This is a genomic window from Brevibacillus sp. M2.1A (genome assembly GCF_013284355.2).
GTDB lineage: Bacteria > Bacillota > Bacilli > Brevibacillales > Brevibacillaceae > Brevibacillus.
Genome location: NZ_JABSUY020000001.1, coordinates 1236257 through 1252229, shown reverse-complemented (window position 1 = coordinate 1252229; position 15973 = coordinate 1236257). Strand labels below are relative to the sequence as shown.

The window sequence follows — 15973 nt, the reverse complement described above, 5'->3', positions numbered from 1 at the left end:
GTACTTCTATGAGTGTAGTTTCTCGGCGTAAATCGGGGTTTCTCTTCGAGGATTCTTTCGATTCTCTTACCCTCGATTCCAAGTGGAACATGACACCAAATGACTCTTCAAGGTGGTCGCTATCAGACGCACCAGGCTCGCTCCGTTTAAAAGGCGGAGCCGAGCCGCTTCAACTCTTTTTAGACACACTTACCCCCGTGAAACAATTCGTCCTCGATATGAAAAATTCATACAATCCGAAAGCTTCCGGAAGCACAGGCGGATTGACTGTCTTCATTAACCACAATGACTTTTTCCACGTCGAAGAATATTACGATGCATCGCAAGGCACTGTGAAAACCTTCCCCTGGCTTCGATTAATACGCGACTACAATACCTACACCGCTTATTGGTCCGAGGACGGAGCCATCTGGCACATCATCGGTTCGGAGGAATTCAACCGCCTTGCTCCCAAAATCGGTATCTTTCTCAACAGCAGCGCTACAGACGACTATCTGGACATGGAACACGTCCGCGTTTTCTCCCTCCCCACTCTCACTGTCTCAAACCTCTCCCCCGGCACCCGTGTAGAGCTGCTCGATTCCACAGGAGCCGTTGTCGACTCCAAAACGTGTCGGACAAGCCAAACATCTATTCAATTTGATATGACTCAGCATCCTATTCCATTCATTGGCTCCCTCCGTTTTGCGGAAGCAGACGGAAAAACAACGATTAGCTCCAGCGACCAGATGGAAATGTGGGGCGGAGACGAATACGACTTTTCCCCCTCTCTCACCCTCTTTTTTATCGATGGCGAAGGAAATGAGGTCCACCTGCAAGACAACACGGAGGAGTTTCTCGGTCATATGCTCCAAGACCAGTATAGGGAAGTGAAAATGATAGCCCGAAATACGATGCATCATGGGACTTTTACGGGTATCGAAGGGGTCCTCACCTCCTATGCAGGTACCGATCAGTACAAGCGGCTAGTAGATGTCGCTACAGACAAAAACGGCGTGCCTGGTACGTGGGGCGATTCTTTCACCCTGCCGGATACTGCGGCAGGAAATGAACAAGTTTTCTGGACGCGGATTTCCCGTGAGACCGATCCAGCACTCGTTGATAAAACGACGCATGTCCATTTTGGGCTCAATTTGTCCGCCGTTTATACCAAATAAATCGAAAAGGAGCTGAACGTATGTCGGTCAGAATCACCCGAACAGGCACCGAAGTCGTCCTCGATCATAATCAGTTGGCCAACAAGGGAAAACGTACCCACGCCGAAATCGACTCCTACCTCCAGGAGCTGGATGATGCCAGAGATAATAAACCGAGCTTACAGGATAAATTCCGTGAGCTAAAAGATAAAGACGATGAACAGGATCGTCAGCTTGATGCCGTGAAAGGTGCTGTTTCTACCTTTCAAACGGGGCTGAATACGTTATCGTCAACGGTCGGTGCGGTAGAAGCGAAAAATCAGACGCAAGATCTCCGTCTTTCGCAAGTCGAGCAAAAAAACGCACAGCAAGACCAAGCCATTTTGAAGCTGCAAAGCGATGTCTCCTCTAACCCGAATGCCGAGGTGGTCGCTGCACGCCGGGATCGGGATGGGCGAACTTTTCCTAGTCTGAAAGCTCGGTTGGATGATATGCAGGGGAGGATTGGTTCTGGGGGTGGGGGGGGAAATAATGGGGGAGCATCAAGCAGTTCCTTTGATTTACAGACCCCAATCAATATTTTGCTGAATACCTTCCGTGATGCGGAAACACATAACAGACCCGCCTATCGTCAAAACAACATGTATGTAGATGTATTTAGCGATTCCTCAGGAATTGATACCGAAAAGTCATCTTCTTTTGCCATTATAAATGGTACTGTCTCACCCGGGCTTTACGATACAAACATCATCATGTCCAGTCCAACTGAACCCACCCCTTATCACGTAACCTCGTCTAGTGAAACATCTGTTTACCCTGGATGGATGGGAATCAACGGAAATGTAACTGATTACTATTATTCAAATGGAGCGACTCCTCCGGCAGAAGGTCATTGGTGGCAAATTGACTTTTTCGTCCCCAAAATTATTACTAAGCTCGCAATTAAACCTCTTCGAATTTCCAGTGGACAGTACAGTATTGCCTCGTTTACGCTTCAAGGTTCAAACGATGATACGAATTGGACAGATATATACGCAGGATCTCCTGTAAACACTGATTCAGAAACAGAACACAACTTCACCAATACTTCTGCATACCGCTATTACCGCCTGGCCAAGCTTCGCAGTTATCTCAGGGCATACCCAGTGATTTATACCGGTTGGCACGAGATTAAATTCTATGAAGCTATTGACGCTGTTACGCTCGTGACTAAGGCAGTTAATGTTGGCCGCTCTCCAAAGAAGATTATTACAACTGCGGAGTATACTGACGCGGTCACCTTCGACCTGACCCTTGATGGAACAACTTGGGTAAACAACATCGATTTAAACAAGCTAATCGATACCTCTTCACTAAAAGGTACAAACCTCCAATTACGAGCTAACATTCCGTCTACAGGCAGTTTAAAATCGTTAGGATTTACTTGGTATGACGATAGTATGCTTGTTGAGATGCCAAGCAAAGAAGGGGGAGGCGGGGATCGTAGCAGTACCAAACCGTTAGTAGACGTTGTTGCTGCTACTAATATTTTGCGTAATGCTTATCGTACTTTGGAAAAGGAAAATCAAGGGGCATCTGTTCGGCACAATCTGTATGCAGATTGTTTTAAGGATACGTCGGGAATTGATGAATCTAAGTCAGAATCCTTTCAAATAACCAATGGAACTGTCATCAAATCTGCAGGCGCTATTTATAGCTGGCAAACACTTGGTGTACAGACCGCTTCTTCCGTTGGAGATTATAATAACAACAATTCTTCCTATCGACCATTCAAAGCAAATAGCACGACAGTTAACTATTCTGTTGAAAAAATTGCAGATGATAATGCCATTGCAACATCAGGTGGATATACTGATTGCTGGCTTCAGAGTGGTACAAGTGCTGACTTATTCATGAAATGGGTGACACCCGTAGAAATATATAAAATCATACTTTGGATGAATGGTAGTTCAGGACAGAGCGGACACGATTATTGCGATCATCAAATTTTTGTCAAAAATCCATCAACAGGTCAATGGGAAGCAGTTACCCCAAGAATTAATCTCGCTTCAAATAACGATACAGGAGTACATGGTGACGGTTCATGGCACTACCCTGTCAACCTGGGCTATCTAATTAATGAAGTTAAAGTAACCGTATGGAATAAAAGCACATACATGACCGTTACTGAAATACAAATACTGCAAACATCTGATAAAAATCCTGTCATGGTTTCCAAACCGATTCCATTGGCAAAGGTGCCAACCCATCTTGTGCTGGATGCAGAGTACGAGGGCAATATCCGCATTGATTTGTCACTCGATGGAGGAACCACGTTCACAGCAGGTGTTCCATTGAATCAGTTAGTTGATTTAAACACTTTCTTGCCAGGTAATTCTCTTGTCATTCGAGCCAACCTTAGTGATAAAGCAGTCCTTAACAGCATCGGCTGCATTTGGTATGACAAAGACACTCTCCCCACCTATACAGATACGGTAGGCGGTAGTTCAGGGGGTAACGTACCTGGCAACGGTGTTTCAATGATTCAAGTAGAAAAGTATGGAGTTACCGCCTCACCTATTTCTCCCTCTGAAGTAAATATCACCATCCCCTACACTGCTGATTATAAAATACCCCCTATTGAGGTTTTGAAATTTGCCCCCGGTGAACACAATTATTCTCTCGGGATTGCATCCTTTTCTAGTAACGAAGCCCCTAACTTTGATCATGACAACTATATGGAGCTAGATGGTACATTACGGCTTAAAACTGAGTACTCGATTGAATTGACAGAAGACGTTGTGCTTCCGTCTGGTAACAGTGTGTACTCATTGACTCTTGATATGAATCAATATTCGAGTATTGAGAAAATCAAGGTGAATTGAATATGAATACGATGAGAGCTCAGTTTAGTATTACGAAAAGTTCAATGAATTGTTGAGGTGAAAAAAATGCCCATTCCAGCAACAACCGGACAGTTACGATCAAAAGTTTCAGATATGCAGATCGGTGACTATGTAAAGTGTTGGTACTCCTTCCATGGAAGTAGCGGGAGCCTGTCTGATAGTCCAGCAGGGATATTAGTTGGGTTAGGGACAGATACATTCTCTACGGCTGAAGAAAAGCCAGTAACAGGAGAGTCCACTACTAACAACTCCAAATTATTTTATTTTGTGAAAGTTGCCAAAGGATTGCTGATCGCTGATAGGGTGTGTCAACACTCCATCTCTTGGGATGCCCTGAATGCAGGGAAGGTGATACAAGGGAATCCCTATTCGTTTAGTACAAGCTCGAATATCTCACAAGGCTATGCTTCGAGTGAGAATATTTCAGGTACACTCCGATCTCTCACAGGTGGAGTAGCTTATGCAGATGCAAATGAAAATAAAACCTTAGATGCCAGATTGAGCAATGGAACATGCTTTCCTGTGAACAACGAATATGATAAGTACTTAATGGGATTTCCTCAAAGCATGATAAAAGATGGATATACAGTAGATGATGTATTTCATTACAAAGTACGTTTTACAATTACGCAAGATACCACTATGACAGGTTCTCGTATATCAAGTACAGGAACTATTGAAGTTCAAGACAATACTTGGCGAGTTGGAAGGGGAAGTGAGGATAATTTTCCGATATGGAAAGGCTTAGGGATGAGTAAAACATCAATAGCTTATGAGAGTACAGGTTTTCGACCAGTGTTTGAATATAGGGAGGTGTAATACATGGCTACAATTGGAGATCAATTAGCTGCACCAGAGGCAGGATGGAAGCGATATGATAACACTTATCCGTCTATTGCATATAACGGAACATGGGCGAAAAGAACAGGATATGCAGGTAGTTATGAATTAACAGATACCTACACCTCAACAACAGGAGACACGGCAACGTTTGACTTTGTAGGAACAAAAATTCGTATCATATCTTTTTTCTGGAACAACTTCACGGCAGATGCGAAAATCACGATTGATGGGGTCGCCCATACATTTAGTGAAAGAAGTACTTCAAGTGCTTCAAATACTCCACAAGTCATCGTATTTGAAAAAATGGGATTGTCTGAAGGCAAGCACCGTGTTGAGCTGAAATTGAATTCTGGGACAGATTATCTTGGAATTGATGCCATTGATATAGATGATACAGGATCTATTGAATTTCCTATCGGGGGTCAATTAACTGCACCAGCTCAAGGGTGGAAAAGGTATGACGACGGTAATCCAGCTATAAAGTACTTTGGAACTTTCGTAAGAGAATCAAATCAAAGCTTTTATGGAGGAGCCTCCAACTATGCAACAAGTGCAGATTTTAAGATTAAATTTAATTTTATTGGCACTAAAATCAGAATAATAGGTAACATGTACCAAAATAAATTCCCTAATGTTCCAATAACGATTGATGGTACCACTGAAACATTCAGTCAGTATGGGGATTTAAAGTTTCAAGCATTACAGTACGAAAAGATAGGGTTAGAGAATAAAATGCATACTGTAGAGATTACAGTTCCTTCATATGCAGGAAGTATTGGTTTTGACCCAAATAACGTGAACGTGAAGAACATACAGATTGATGCCATTGATATTGATGCCGATGGTAGGATTCTCCACCCTGATGAAGTAGTAGATGTACAAGATTTAACTGTAGGAAAACGTATTCGTTTTAACTACTTGGCACCTGCTGGTACGTTTGGAACCATATCTATCGGAAAAGAAATGGCAGGACTTCTGCCCAATGCTCCTGCAACAAGTGCAAATGGTGATGGGTATTTCATCATGTACGGTACAAATCACAAGGGTGATAAGTTGCTGATGGCTGACCGCAATATCCAAACCATTTCATGGGATGCCTTAAATACAGCAGGGATTGCAAGTGGAAGCGGACTGCCAATTAAAAACCTTCACACCATTCCAGGATTGTCTGGGTATTCTTCTGCAGCGTGTAAAGTATCTGCTTCAACAGAGTATGACACAGCAAATTATCATGCATGGAAGGCTTTTGACGGATCAGAGTCAACGTACTGGACAAGTACTGCTGCTACTGAAACAACAGAAGAGATTTTAAAGATCGAGTATTCAACACCAACAAGAATTACTTCGTATTATCTATATGCCATATATAGTCCGAAAAAATGGTTCTTCGAAGCTTCTAACGATGGAACTTCTTGGGATATCTTGCATAATGGAAATGAAGTATCAAGCTGGCACGGTCTTAAAAAGACCTTCTCATTCAAAAATGATAAAACTTATACACAATATCGCATCAGAATATCAGAACGTTACGTATGGAACCGACTTTATTATGTGGGCTTTTATACTGTCCAATTGTTCACATCCTCTGATAGAGAAATAGCATTGCGACTACCGACAGGTGGAGTAAATGCATCGGATAAAGACAACGAATGGGATAAGTACATTACCGATGACCAGATCTGGAATAATGTAAATCACGGTTCATGGACCAGTACGACCGATCAATCTAATTCAAAGGCCCGTGTGATTCGAGGTTATAACGGTCTCAAAAACTGGACATCTGGTTCAACAGATCTAACAACTCCAGGCCGAGGCTTCCGTCCTGCTCTGCTGATTGAGTCATTCAACAATAATCGATTTCTCATACTAGACGGTACAGACGTGAAAACATACACTCCTTCCGGCTGGGAAACCGTCGGTGCTGCTCCCCCTACAGACGATATGTTTCAAAATAAAGGCATGCTCGACCTCTCTACATGCGCCCCATACTTGAAAGATTTAACAGAAAAATCCAACCTCAAAATTCTTGTTTCGAAACCTAAAAGAGAGCCCACGGTTGCTCATCTTACTGGAGTTCCTGTACCAAAGATCATAAAAATGAAAAATGATGTAAGCTTTCTCAACACATCAAAAATCAACTATTTAACCTTATCAGGTACAGAGAAAGGCGTCCTAAGAGTTGCAATAAGTACAGACAGTGGAACAACATGGGAAGCAAAACAAAAGAATGGCTCGTGGACAACTGTTGATATTACTAACCCCATTGATTTCAAAGCAAAAGCAATGACAATAGACGATTTCAACAACATTTCTGAATGGGACGAAAAGATCGGCCAAGCTAAAAACTTAAGATGCGCATTCTACTTCGAACAGTCATCATCCACTGATGAAACAAGCCTAGACTCCCTTACCATGGATGTAGACTTACTAGATTCGTGGGACATGGCGATGCCCGGAGTCGATTACAAATACGGGTATAACCGAAATACCAATCTGCGAGTCCTCTTATTCTCAGATGGAGATTACAAAATAAACGTAGGCTCTGGCGGTAGCAGTGGCTCCCCGATCACCGAAGTAGATGGAGGTACATTCTAATGACACTACCAATTAAACTAAAACGCGGTTTAAAAGCCAATCTCCCCTTCGCTGCATCAGCGGGGGAGCCTCTTTTTACAACTGATACCCATGAACTTTTTGTCGGAACAGGTGAAAGTGTAGTCCCAATCACAGCATCTGATCCCGCTCTTGCAAATCGAGTAGAAGAACTTGAAATGCACAGAAGTACTGTCTCCAGCACCTTCTCTGAAGAATTTGATACATTAACTTATGTCGACTCTGAAAAGACAACAGCTGGAGTTGTACAGGGAAGAGTAACTCCTACGGTTACCCCTGACTTTACCGAAGACTTCAGCACCACGAACTATTTTGACGACGTAAATTCTATGGGAGTCACGGTAGATACAACTAACCGTCTAATCAGAAATTCATCTGGGATTAAAAACGGTATTTTTTATTCAAAACCGATTACTATCCCAAGTACAAACAAAGTAACCATTAACGCTGTAGTTAACGAACCCAGCACATACGCTTTCTCAGAAGCTACTCGCTTTTCCTATTCTGGAAGTATCTTTTCACAGCCAATGGGATTTACAGACCGCACGAATCGTACTTGGAAGGTCGCACTTGTAAACGGTACAGGGATTCATGCAAGAGTAACAAATCCTGATGGCAGTCTGTCTTTCGAGAGAACGATCCTGCCCTTTACTGGAACTACCCATACTCTTCCTTTCCAATCGATAGATTACGTCGTAGACTATAACAATCGTGTCTGGTTCTCTATTTCACATTCATCACTAGACGGTGCAGTCGGTGTTGTAAATAGCGACGGCTCCACCTTCAGGGATTGGTATTCCATTTATTTGGGCGCTGGAACAGTTATTGCAACATCACTGACTCTAGATAATCAGAATAGGGTATGGGTCTTTCATTCAGTTTCTTCTTATACGAGATTCCATGTTTTTAATAGTGATGGTCTTTTAGTTACTGATTTGATTAATATTCTTTCAACAGGTCCAACGGATTACTTGTGCTCAACCTATGACCCAGTAAGAAACCAAGTTGCTCTAGGTATGGTAAACGGAAATTATTTCAAAGTATTTCTTTTCGACAGTTCATTTCGGAACGTTCGAAATATACAACTAGCACACGGAGGAAAAGACATCTCGATTGACATGATGTATGACCCCGCCTTAGATAAGTACATCGCCATACAAACTATTTATACGGGCAGTACTAATTCCTATACAGTTAAACTGTATTCCCTTCACCCAGAAACGCTTGTTCAGTCCACTTCAGCGATAAACATCAACGCCAATTGGGTTTCCAGACTTATCGCTGACGGCCCCAATTACCACTTTGTTTACTCCTCATATGCAGAGCTAAACAAATACTATCTCGCTACCTTCAAAGCTTCCAACTTATCCATCATCGATACTTCAGTAACCGTTTCGGCCTTTGCAGGCAAGCATTTCCCCTTCAAAGACAGCAACGGAGTCCTACGAACACTGTCGTTAACCTCCAGGTACGACACTAACCAAGCCATCGATGAGTACACCTTCGGAGCGTCCAAATCCACTGTGACTTTAGAGGTAACCAACAACAACGGACTAGAGTGGCTCAATGCTATACCAGGAGAAGAAATTACATTCCCAACCCTCTCTAGCTCCCTGCTTTTACGAGCCAGACTAGACTCGCCAACTATAAATCTAACTCCTGAATTGTATGGTTATCGTATAGTTACAGGAACTCTTTCAGGGGAAGTCATCCAAGAGTTTGTAAGCACCAAGCTCCCTTCCGTATCTCCCATTGCCCATGCCTCGCTTACCGCTGACCAAACCCTTCAAGAAGGCTCGATAGACTGGTATCTGTCCAACGACGGCGGCGCTACTTGGGAATCAGCAGTCCTCGGACGCAAACATTCCTTTAAGAACCCTCTTTATGCTGATTTACGGGTAAAAGCAGTCATTACCTCGCCTTCTGGCTCCGTGAAATCCCCTGCCATCTCTGGTTATACCCTGACCAGCTCCAACCTGTTACTTAATCCAGCTAAAACAGGCACAAGCCTAACCGCCACCATGTCCGCCGACCAGATCTTAAACGCAGCTGACACCTTCACTAAAATCAATTTCAATACAACCACCCACGACGCCCTCCAAGAGTTCGATAAAAACCAAAGCCGCTTTGTTGCAAAAGCACTTGGCGACTACTTAATCGTTGGCTCAGCACGAATCAAAAGCCCAACCACCTCACCAAATGGTCTACAACTAGAAGTACGAATCAATGGTGAACTCCATAAAGTACTCAGCAGCATCGTCTCCTATTCCAACCATTCCTGGTGTTTAAACGGTTCAAGCATCGTTCAGCTAAAGCCCGGCGACTACGTAGAGCTTTTCGGCTACTCTTTTTTTGCCAACAGCGTCATAGAAGCCCTCCCCGCTTATACTTACTTCCAAATTAAGCAGTTATGGTAAAAGACAAGCTCTCAAACCACCGTGAGAAATTCCCCAAACTGTCTACTCTATATATAGACCTCACAAGAGAAAGCAGGTGAATAAACGGATGATCCAAACACTACTCAACTCTTCCACTCTCCCCTTGGTAGTATCCAGTGTACTGACCGCAATCGTTACGTATCTGGTTGCTCGCCACAACAACAAGAAAGAGTTGATGATAACAGACAGGCAACAAATCTCGCAGGAGAACCAGCAAATTCGCCAGGAGCTTCGTCAGGAAATGGACAAGCTTCGGGAAGAACTCCATGTTTGGCGCAACCGTTGCATGGAGCTTGAAACCATCGTACAGGAGTGGCGAGATAAATACACGACGCTGGTAGTAGAGAGGCAACAGCTGGAGTTTCGTGTAAAAGAACTGGAAACCGAACTCAAAACCTACATGCAAGCAAGGATTTCCTAGATGTTGCCGATCCAGCCGTACCTCCTCCACAAGTCATCATCCACGAAAGTGACACCTACCTGCCTTTGGGCGAAATCTCGCCTCGCTAATTAACTCCCTCACAAATGAATGACGGCTGGATGTTTTCCCCGAAGTACGCCCCGCTCTACTAGCAAAAGGAGGATCAACCTTTGATTGACATTGACCAATTCATTCACAGCCTGAGTCTGCTTACTTTTATGGCGATCTTGATTGAAGCCGTAACCGAAATTTTAAAGAATGCCTTCCCCGTACTAAAAGACCGCTCCACTTACATCCTCTCCATCCTCATCGGCATTTCGCTCTCCCTCGCTTTTCAAGTCAACCCCTTTGGTCTTGAGGGCAGCGGCTACTACGTTTCTGCCGTGCTGGCTGGTATCCTCACCAGCCGCGGAGCGAACTACCTCAACAGCTTTGTGAAAAAGCTGAATACATCCTCGAAACAATAACCTCTCCTTATCCGCACAAAAAGGCACCTGGCCTGATGCAACCATCTTACGCATCAGGCAGGTGCCTCTTCTCTTTTTCTCTTGCTTCTCTCTATACTTCCTCTATCAACCGCGCCAACAAGGTAGCGCGCGTCGATATTTCTCCCAGTTCGATCCATTCATCCGGCGAGTGGGCGTAGCCACCCTTTACACCAAGTCCATCCAGCGTCGGGACTCCGCAAGCAGCAGCGAAATTGCCATCGCTGACTCCACCTGTCCCCGACTCTTCCAAAGCCATCCCTAGTTCATTGATGCTAATCGATTGTGCAAGGGAAAATAATTTGCCTGTCTCTTCGGTTCGTTCCATCGGTGGTCGGCGAATGCCTCCCTTTACACTGATGTTTGTACCGACGAGCACTGGCGTGAGCTCGCTCATTACCTTCTCAATGCGTAATGCCTCTTCCATCGAGATAAATCTCACGTCTACTTCTGCTTCTGCTGAGTCGGCTACGACATTGGAGCCAATACCGCCCTTGATGACGCCCACATTGACGGTCGTTCCTTTTTCATAATCGGTCAAGGCATGCAGAAATTGCACTTGTCTCGCCAGCTCTTCAATAGCAGAGACACCTTTTTGATGATCGACGCCCGCGTGTGAGGAAATTCCGCTGACTGCCAAGGTAAAATGGGCGCTTCCCTTCCGCCATGTTTTGAGTGCGCCGCTCGGTTCGGTCGGCGGCTCCAACACAAAGCTCGCCACCGAACGCGCGGCTTCTTCTTCTACCAGTCGGCGAGAAGTCGGGCTGCCGATCTCCTCATCACTGTTTAATAAGAGCACGATTTTTTTATCTGCTGGCAGGCGATCCAGCTTTACCAATGCCCGCATGGCAAACATTGCTTGCAAAACGCCCGCTTTCATATCGTATACGCCCGGCCCGTACGCTTTCTCATCCCGGATCGCAAACGGTCGGCGAGCCGCCTCTCCTTCTAGCCATACGGTATCGTAATGGCCGATGATGAGGATTTGTTTTTCCCCGTTGCCTAGCGTACAACGCACCTGATCGCCATACGTCTTATTCGGGATTAGCTCTGCTACTCCCCCTGTCAGCCGTTGAAACTGCAGAGCGAACCAGCCCGCCATCCGGTCGCCCAGCTGTTTGTCACGAGAAGGCGAGTCCATGTTGACTGCCTCCTCGAGTAGCTGTAGATAGTGGGGCATATTCTCTTGTACATAAGTGTGGATTGACATAGTGCCTCTTCCTTAGTGAGATTGTGAATTGAGTCCGAACAGGCGCTCTAGTCCGTACACTTTTTCCAACAAGACGATGAACACCAGACTCAGCAGGATGACCACCGAGGAAATCGAAGCCACCAACGGGTCAAGTGTTTCCTGCATATAGGTGAAAATCGCGAGTGGCAGCGTCGTCGTATCCGGTGCCACCAAGAACAAAGAAACCGTCACATTGTCAAACGACGTCAAGAACGAAAAGATCATCCCCGACACGATAGCCGGACGCAACAGTGGCAACGTAATATCCCAGAACACCCGAAACGGATGGGCACCCAGCATGTATCCCGCTTTTTCCAACGTATAATCGAACGAGCTAAGCCCTGTGAGCACCAGCCTAACGACATACGGAATCGAGATCAGCATGTGCGCCAGCAAAAGTCCTGTAAACGTCCCCGCGATACCAATTCGCGTGAAAAACAGCAGCGCGGAAATCCCGATAATCAGCGAAGGAACGGTAAGTGGTGAAAGCATCAGTGCGTTGATGATGCCGCTCCCACGAAACTTGTATTTGGACAGCGCGAATGCAGCCAATGTCCCTAAAAAAGTCGCCAAAATCGCCGTTATCGTAGCTAGCTTCAGACTGATCCACAACGAATCGATGAACTCCGGCCGATCCAAAATCATTTCATACCACTGCCACGAAAATCCTTCGGGCGGAAAAGCGAGGTATCCGGCTGCCGTAAAGGAGCTCGGGATGATGACCAGAAATGGCAGATTGACCAAAACAAGCACAAAGAACGTGATGAGTCCAAGTACGTTTATTTTTTTCATGACGCAAACACCTCTTTATACCGCTTGGTTTCAATCAGCTTTGTATACAAAGTCACCAATAGGATGGTGCTGCCCAAGAGCAGGAAGGCAAGTGCCGCACCCAAAGGCCAGTTCAGTGTAGCCATGATTTGCTCATAGGCAATGACAGGCAAGACTTTCACGGACGTTCCCCCCATCAGGGCAGGTGTCACAAAGGCACTCATCGACAAGCTGAACACCAGTGTCGTCCCGGCAATAATCCCCGGCAAGCACAAGGGCAATGTCACACTGAAAAACGTACGTACGCGGGAAGCCCCCAAAATCGATGCCGCCTTATTCAAGGACGGATCAATGGCATACAAGCTGGTTGCAATCGCCAGAACCATGTAGGCAATGAAGGAATCCGTCAGACCGATCACAATACCCAGCTCGTTATACAAAAGCCGCAACGGTTGATCGATCAGACCCAGACTGATCAACGTCTCATTGATCCACCCTTTCTCCCCCAAAACCACTACCCAACCGAAGTTGCGAATAACCACACTGATAAGGTGAGGGGCCAGGATCAGCATCGTGACGATTCCACGCATTTTCCCTGTAGCCTGCGCCATGTACATCGCTACAGGAAATCCGAGCAAGAGGCTTACTAGTACCGTCCAGAGACTCACGCGAATCGTCCGCCAAAGAATCTCCAAGTAGTACGGATCTTGTATAAATAATGAATAATTGTGCAAAGAGAACGCCTGATTCTCATCCTGAAAGCTGAGCAAAAGCATCATCAGCATGGGGAGGATGAATACGCCAAGCAGCAAAATCATCGCAGGTGCTGTCAACAATGTAACCGAGAGACGCTTGCTCATCCGTCATCCCCTTCCCGCGGGCATGACCAGTACGTCGTCCGCGTTCCATTGACAGTAAACCGTTTGACCTTCTTGGCGGTCCACCGAACTATCGGTCATTTGGACTTTTGCCGAAAGCGTATGCTCCCCGACCTTGACCTCACATTCTGTGTACGAGCCCAGGAAGGAGGCAAGCTGCAAATGTCCTTTTACCCGATTCGCTTCCTCACTGACTATTGTATCGGTCAGCTTGATTTTCTCTGGTCGGATAAAAATGATCACTTTTTCATGGAGTGCCACGGTTCGCTGTTGCTTTGCCGCCTTTACGAGCATTCCACCAGTCGTCCGCAGCGTGAGTACATCCCCGTCCATTCCGATGACTTCCCCTTCCAAACGGTTCGTCTTACCGATGAAAGTATGCACGAATTCAGATGCGGGCTGATTGTAAATCTCCAGCGGTGTACCGATTTGCTCCACAAATCCGTGATTCATGACCACGATGCGATCAGAGAGTGCTAGCGCCTCTTCTTGGTCATGGGTAACGAAAATGGTTGTAACCCCAATTTCGTGATGTAAGCGCTTTAACTCATCGCGCAGCTCTTCACGAAGTTTGGCATCCAGGTTACTGAGCGGCTCATCCAAAAGCAGGAGAGACGGTTCAATAACAAGCGCCCGTGCAATCGCAATCCGCTGGCGTTGTCCGCCGGAGAGTTGTTTCGGATAGCGTTCTGCTACGTTTGGCAGCTTGACCAGCCCAAGTACACGATTCACACGCTCTTGCATTTCTTGCTTGTTCACTTTGCGCAATTTCAAGCCGTAGGCGATGTTTTCCGCCACAGTCATATGCGGGAACAGCGAGTACGTCTGAAATACCATGCCCAGCTCCCGTTTGTACGGAGGCACGCCATTCATTCGCTGCCCTTTGATCAAAAGGTCTCCGCCATCCGGGTCCAAAAAACCGGCAATCATATTCAAGGTCGTGGTCTTACCGCAACCAGATGGGCCGAGAAACGAGATGAATTCGCCTTGCTCCACCTGCAGGTTGAAGTTTTGAACCACGACATTGCTTTGAAATTTTTTCATGATGCCGCGCAGTTCAACGTCAATCACCTTGGTCACGTGAATACCTACTTTCCTGTTTTAGGTGCGATTTCTTTGTTAAAGCGATCAAGCCAAGCAGATGTTTCCTTGCTCACTACGCTATAGTCGAAGTTGACAACCTTTGTACGATCGAATTCCAATGTTTTCGCTACATCGTCTGGCAGCTTCACAGATGTTGCCGGATTGTAGTACAGCTTCGTTGCGTACATCGTTTGAATTTCATCCGTCAAAAGGAAATCAACGAATGCTTTTGCCGCTTTTGGACTCTTCGAACCTTTTACCAGCGTAGCTACGTTCGGTACGATGTTTCCGCCCTCTTCAGGGAAAACGAACTCCAATGGTACGCCTGCCTCTTTTTGTGTCAAGCTACGCGCCATTGTCCAAGTAGTGTAGGCTGCGCTCTTGTTTTGCAGATTTTGCTGAAGCTGTGCTGCACTCTTCGCAAAGGTCGGCATGTATCCTGCAATCGTTTCCATTTTTTTAAAACCTTGTTCGATGTCTTTCTCAGACCCGCCATTTGCGTACGCCAACATGATCATTGCAGAGCGTCCGAAGTTGCTCGCTACGTCTGTCATCGTGATGTAGCCTTTCACTTCAGGCTTGGCCAGGTCATTCCAGGACTTCGGTACAGGCAAGCCTTTTTCTTTTACCAGGTCCGCATTGTAGGAAATCCCCATCGGTGTGAAGTTTACAACTACACCGCTATCCTCCGTCACTCGCAAATCTTGCGGTACGTTTTTCATGTTCGGGATATCTGTTGCGGATACCGTTTCCCACAAGCCTTCTTGACGTCCCTTCTCTTGTTCGCCGCCTTCAACGATTGTCAGGTCGATTTGCGGAGCATTTTTCTGTGCCTTAACCTTCGCTACGATCTCCGTAGAAACACCAGAAACATAGGTCAGCTTTACATTCGGATACTTCTCGTTAAACTTCTTGAACACTTCATCCTTCATCATCTTTTCAACGGTCGCGCCGTTCCCTGCTACTACCAGTGTGTCTTCCAGCTGAGCTTGTGCCTCGGTGCCGCTATTGTTGCCAGCAGCCGGTGAAGGAGCAGATGTTTGCGGCGTGGAGGAGCCACATCCAGCCAGCAAGGAACCAGTCAAAGCGAAAATGGACAAGACGGATAATGCCTTTTTCTTCATGTAAGTTCGACCCCCGATTGTCTGTATTGTTCACAAATAGAGAACGGCGTTTCCTATTTGGGAAC

General features: G+C 45.8%; 12 protein-coding genes. 7 read left to right on the top strand and 5 right to left on the bottom strand.

Translation table 11 applies throughout. From position 1 onward, the window contains the following. Positions 1 to 8: 8 nt before the first annotated feature. From HP567_RS06210 to HP567_RS06180, 7 genes are all read left to right on the top strand, one after another. On the top strand, positions 9 to 1157 hold the full coding sequence (locus tag HP567_RS06210) for a hypothetical protein (RefSeq protein WP_173610655.1): 1149 nt from the start codon (positions 9 to 11) through the stop codon (positions 1155 to 1157). Positions 1158 to 1177: 20 nt separating this feature from the next. Next, complete coding sequence (locus HP567_RS06205; RefSeq protein WP_173610656.1) at positions 1178 to 4000, top strand: discoidin domain-containing protein; 2823 nt, start codon at positions 1178 to 1180, stop codon at positions 3998 to 4000. A 66-nt stretch (positions 4001 to 4066) separates the two neighbouring features. Next, positions 4067 to 4840 (top strand): hypothetical protein, encoded by a 774-nt coding sequence (locus HP567_RS06200; RefSeq protein WP_173610657.1) that lies wholly within the window; start codon positions 4067 to 4069, stop codon positions 4838 to 4840. Positions 4841 to 4843: 3 nt separating this feature from the next. Then, the gene (locus HP567_RS06195) at positions 4844 to 7459 is read left to right on the top strand and encodes a hypothetical protein (protein ID WP_173610658.1); all 2616 of its coding nucleotides are present in this window, start codon (positions 4844 to 4846) and stop codon (positions 7457 to 7459) included. Further along, positions 7459 to 9894 (top strand): hypothetical protein, encoded by a 2436-nt coding sequence (locus HP567_RS06190; protein ID WP_173610659.1) that lies wholly within the window; start codon positions 7459 to 7461, stop codon positions 9892 to 9894. The genes HP567_RS06195 and HP567_RS06190 overlap by 1 nt, the downstream gene beginning before the upstream one ends. 88 nt (positions 9895 to 9982) lie before the next feature. Then, the gene (locus tag HP567_RS06185; RefSeq protein WP_047072301.1) at positions 9983 to 10336 is read left to right on the top strand and encodes a hypothetical protein; all 354 of its coding nucleotides are present in this window, start codon (positions 9983 to 9985) and stop codon (positions 10334 to 10336) included. A 170-nt stretch (positions 10337 to 10506) separates the two neighbouring features. Beyond that, positions 10507 to 10803, top strand: a complete 297-nt coding sequence (locus HP567_RS06180) for a hypothetical protein (protein WP_106652499.1) — start codon at positions 10507 to 10509, stop codon at positions 10801 to 10803. 91 nt (positions 10804 to 10894) lie between these two features. Here HP567_RS06180 and HP567_RS06175 read toward each other — a convergent pair whose 3' ends face one another. From HP567_RS06175 to HP567_RS06155, 5 genes are read right to left on the bottom strand one after another with little or no spacing between them, the layout of a single operon-like run. Next, positions 10895 to 12031 carry a M20 family metallopeptidase gene (locus tag HP567_RS06175; RefSeq protein WP_173610660.1) on the bottom strand — a complete coding sequence of 379 codons (1137 nt, stop codon included), beginning with the start codon at positions 12029 to 12031 and terminating at the stop codon, positions 10895 to 10897. 12 nt (positions 12032 to 12043) lie between these two features. After that, positions 12044 to 12844 carry an ABC transporter permease gene (locus HP567_RS06170; RefSeq protein WP_173610661.1) on the bottom strand — a complete coding sequence of 267 codons (801 nt, stop codon included), beginning with the start codon at positions 12842 to 12844 and terminating at the stop codon, positions 12044 to 12046. Beyond that, a complete protein-coding gene (locus tag HP567_RS06165) occupies positions 12841 to 13683 on the bottom strand; it encodes an ABC transporter permease (protein WP_173610662.1) in 843 nt (280 codons plus the stop codon). Before HP567_RS06165 ends, HP567_RS06170 begins: the two co-directional genes overlap by 4 nt. Positions 13684 to 13686: 3 nt before the next feature. After that, positions 13687 to 14781, bottom strand: a complete 1095-nt coding sequence (locus HP567_RS06160) for an ABC transporter ATP-binding protein (RefSeq protein WP_173610663.1) — start codon at positions 14779 to 14781, stop codon at positions 13687 to 13689. An 8-nt stretch (positions 14782 to 14789) separates the two neighbouring features. Then, entirely contained in the window at positions 14790 to 15908 is a 1119-nt protein-coding gene (locus HP567_RS06155) for an ABC transporter substrate-binding protein (protein WP_173610664.1), read from the bottom strand. Between the last annotated feature and the right edge of the window lie 65 nt (positions 15909 to 15973).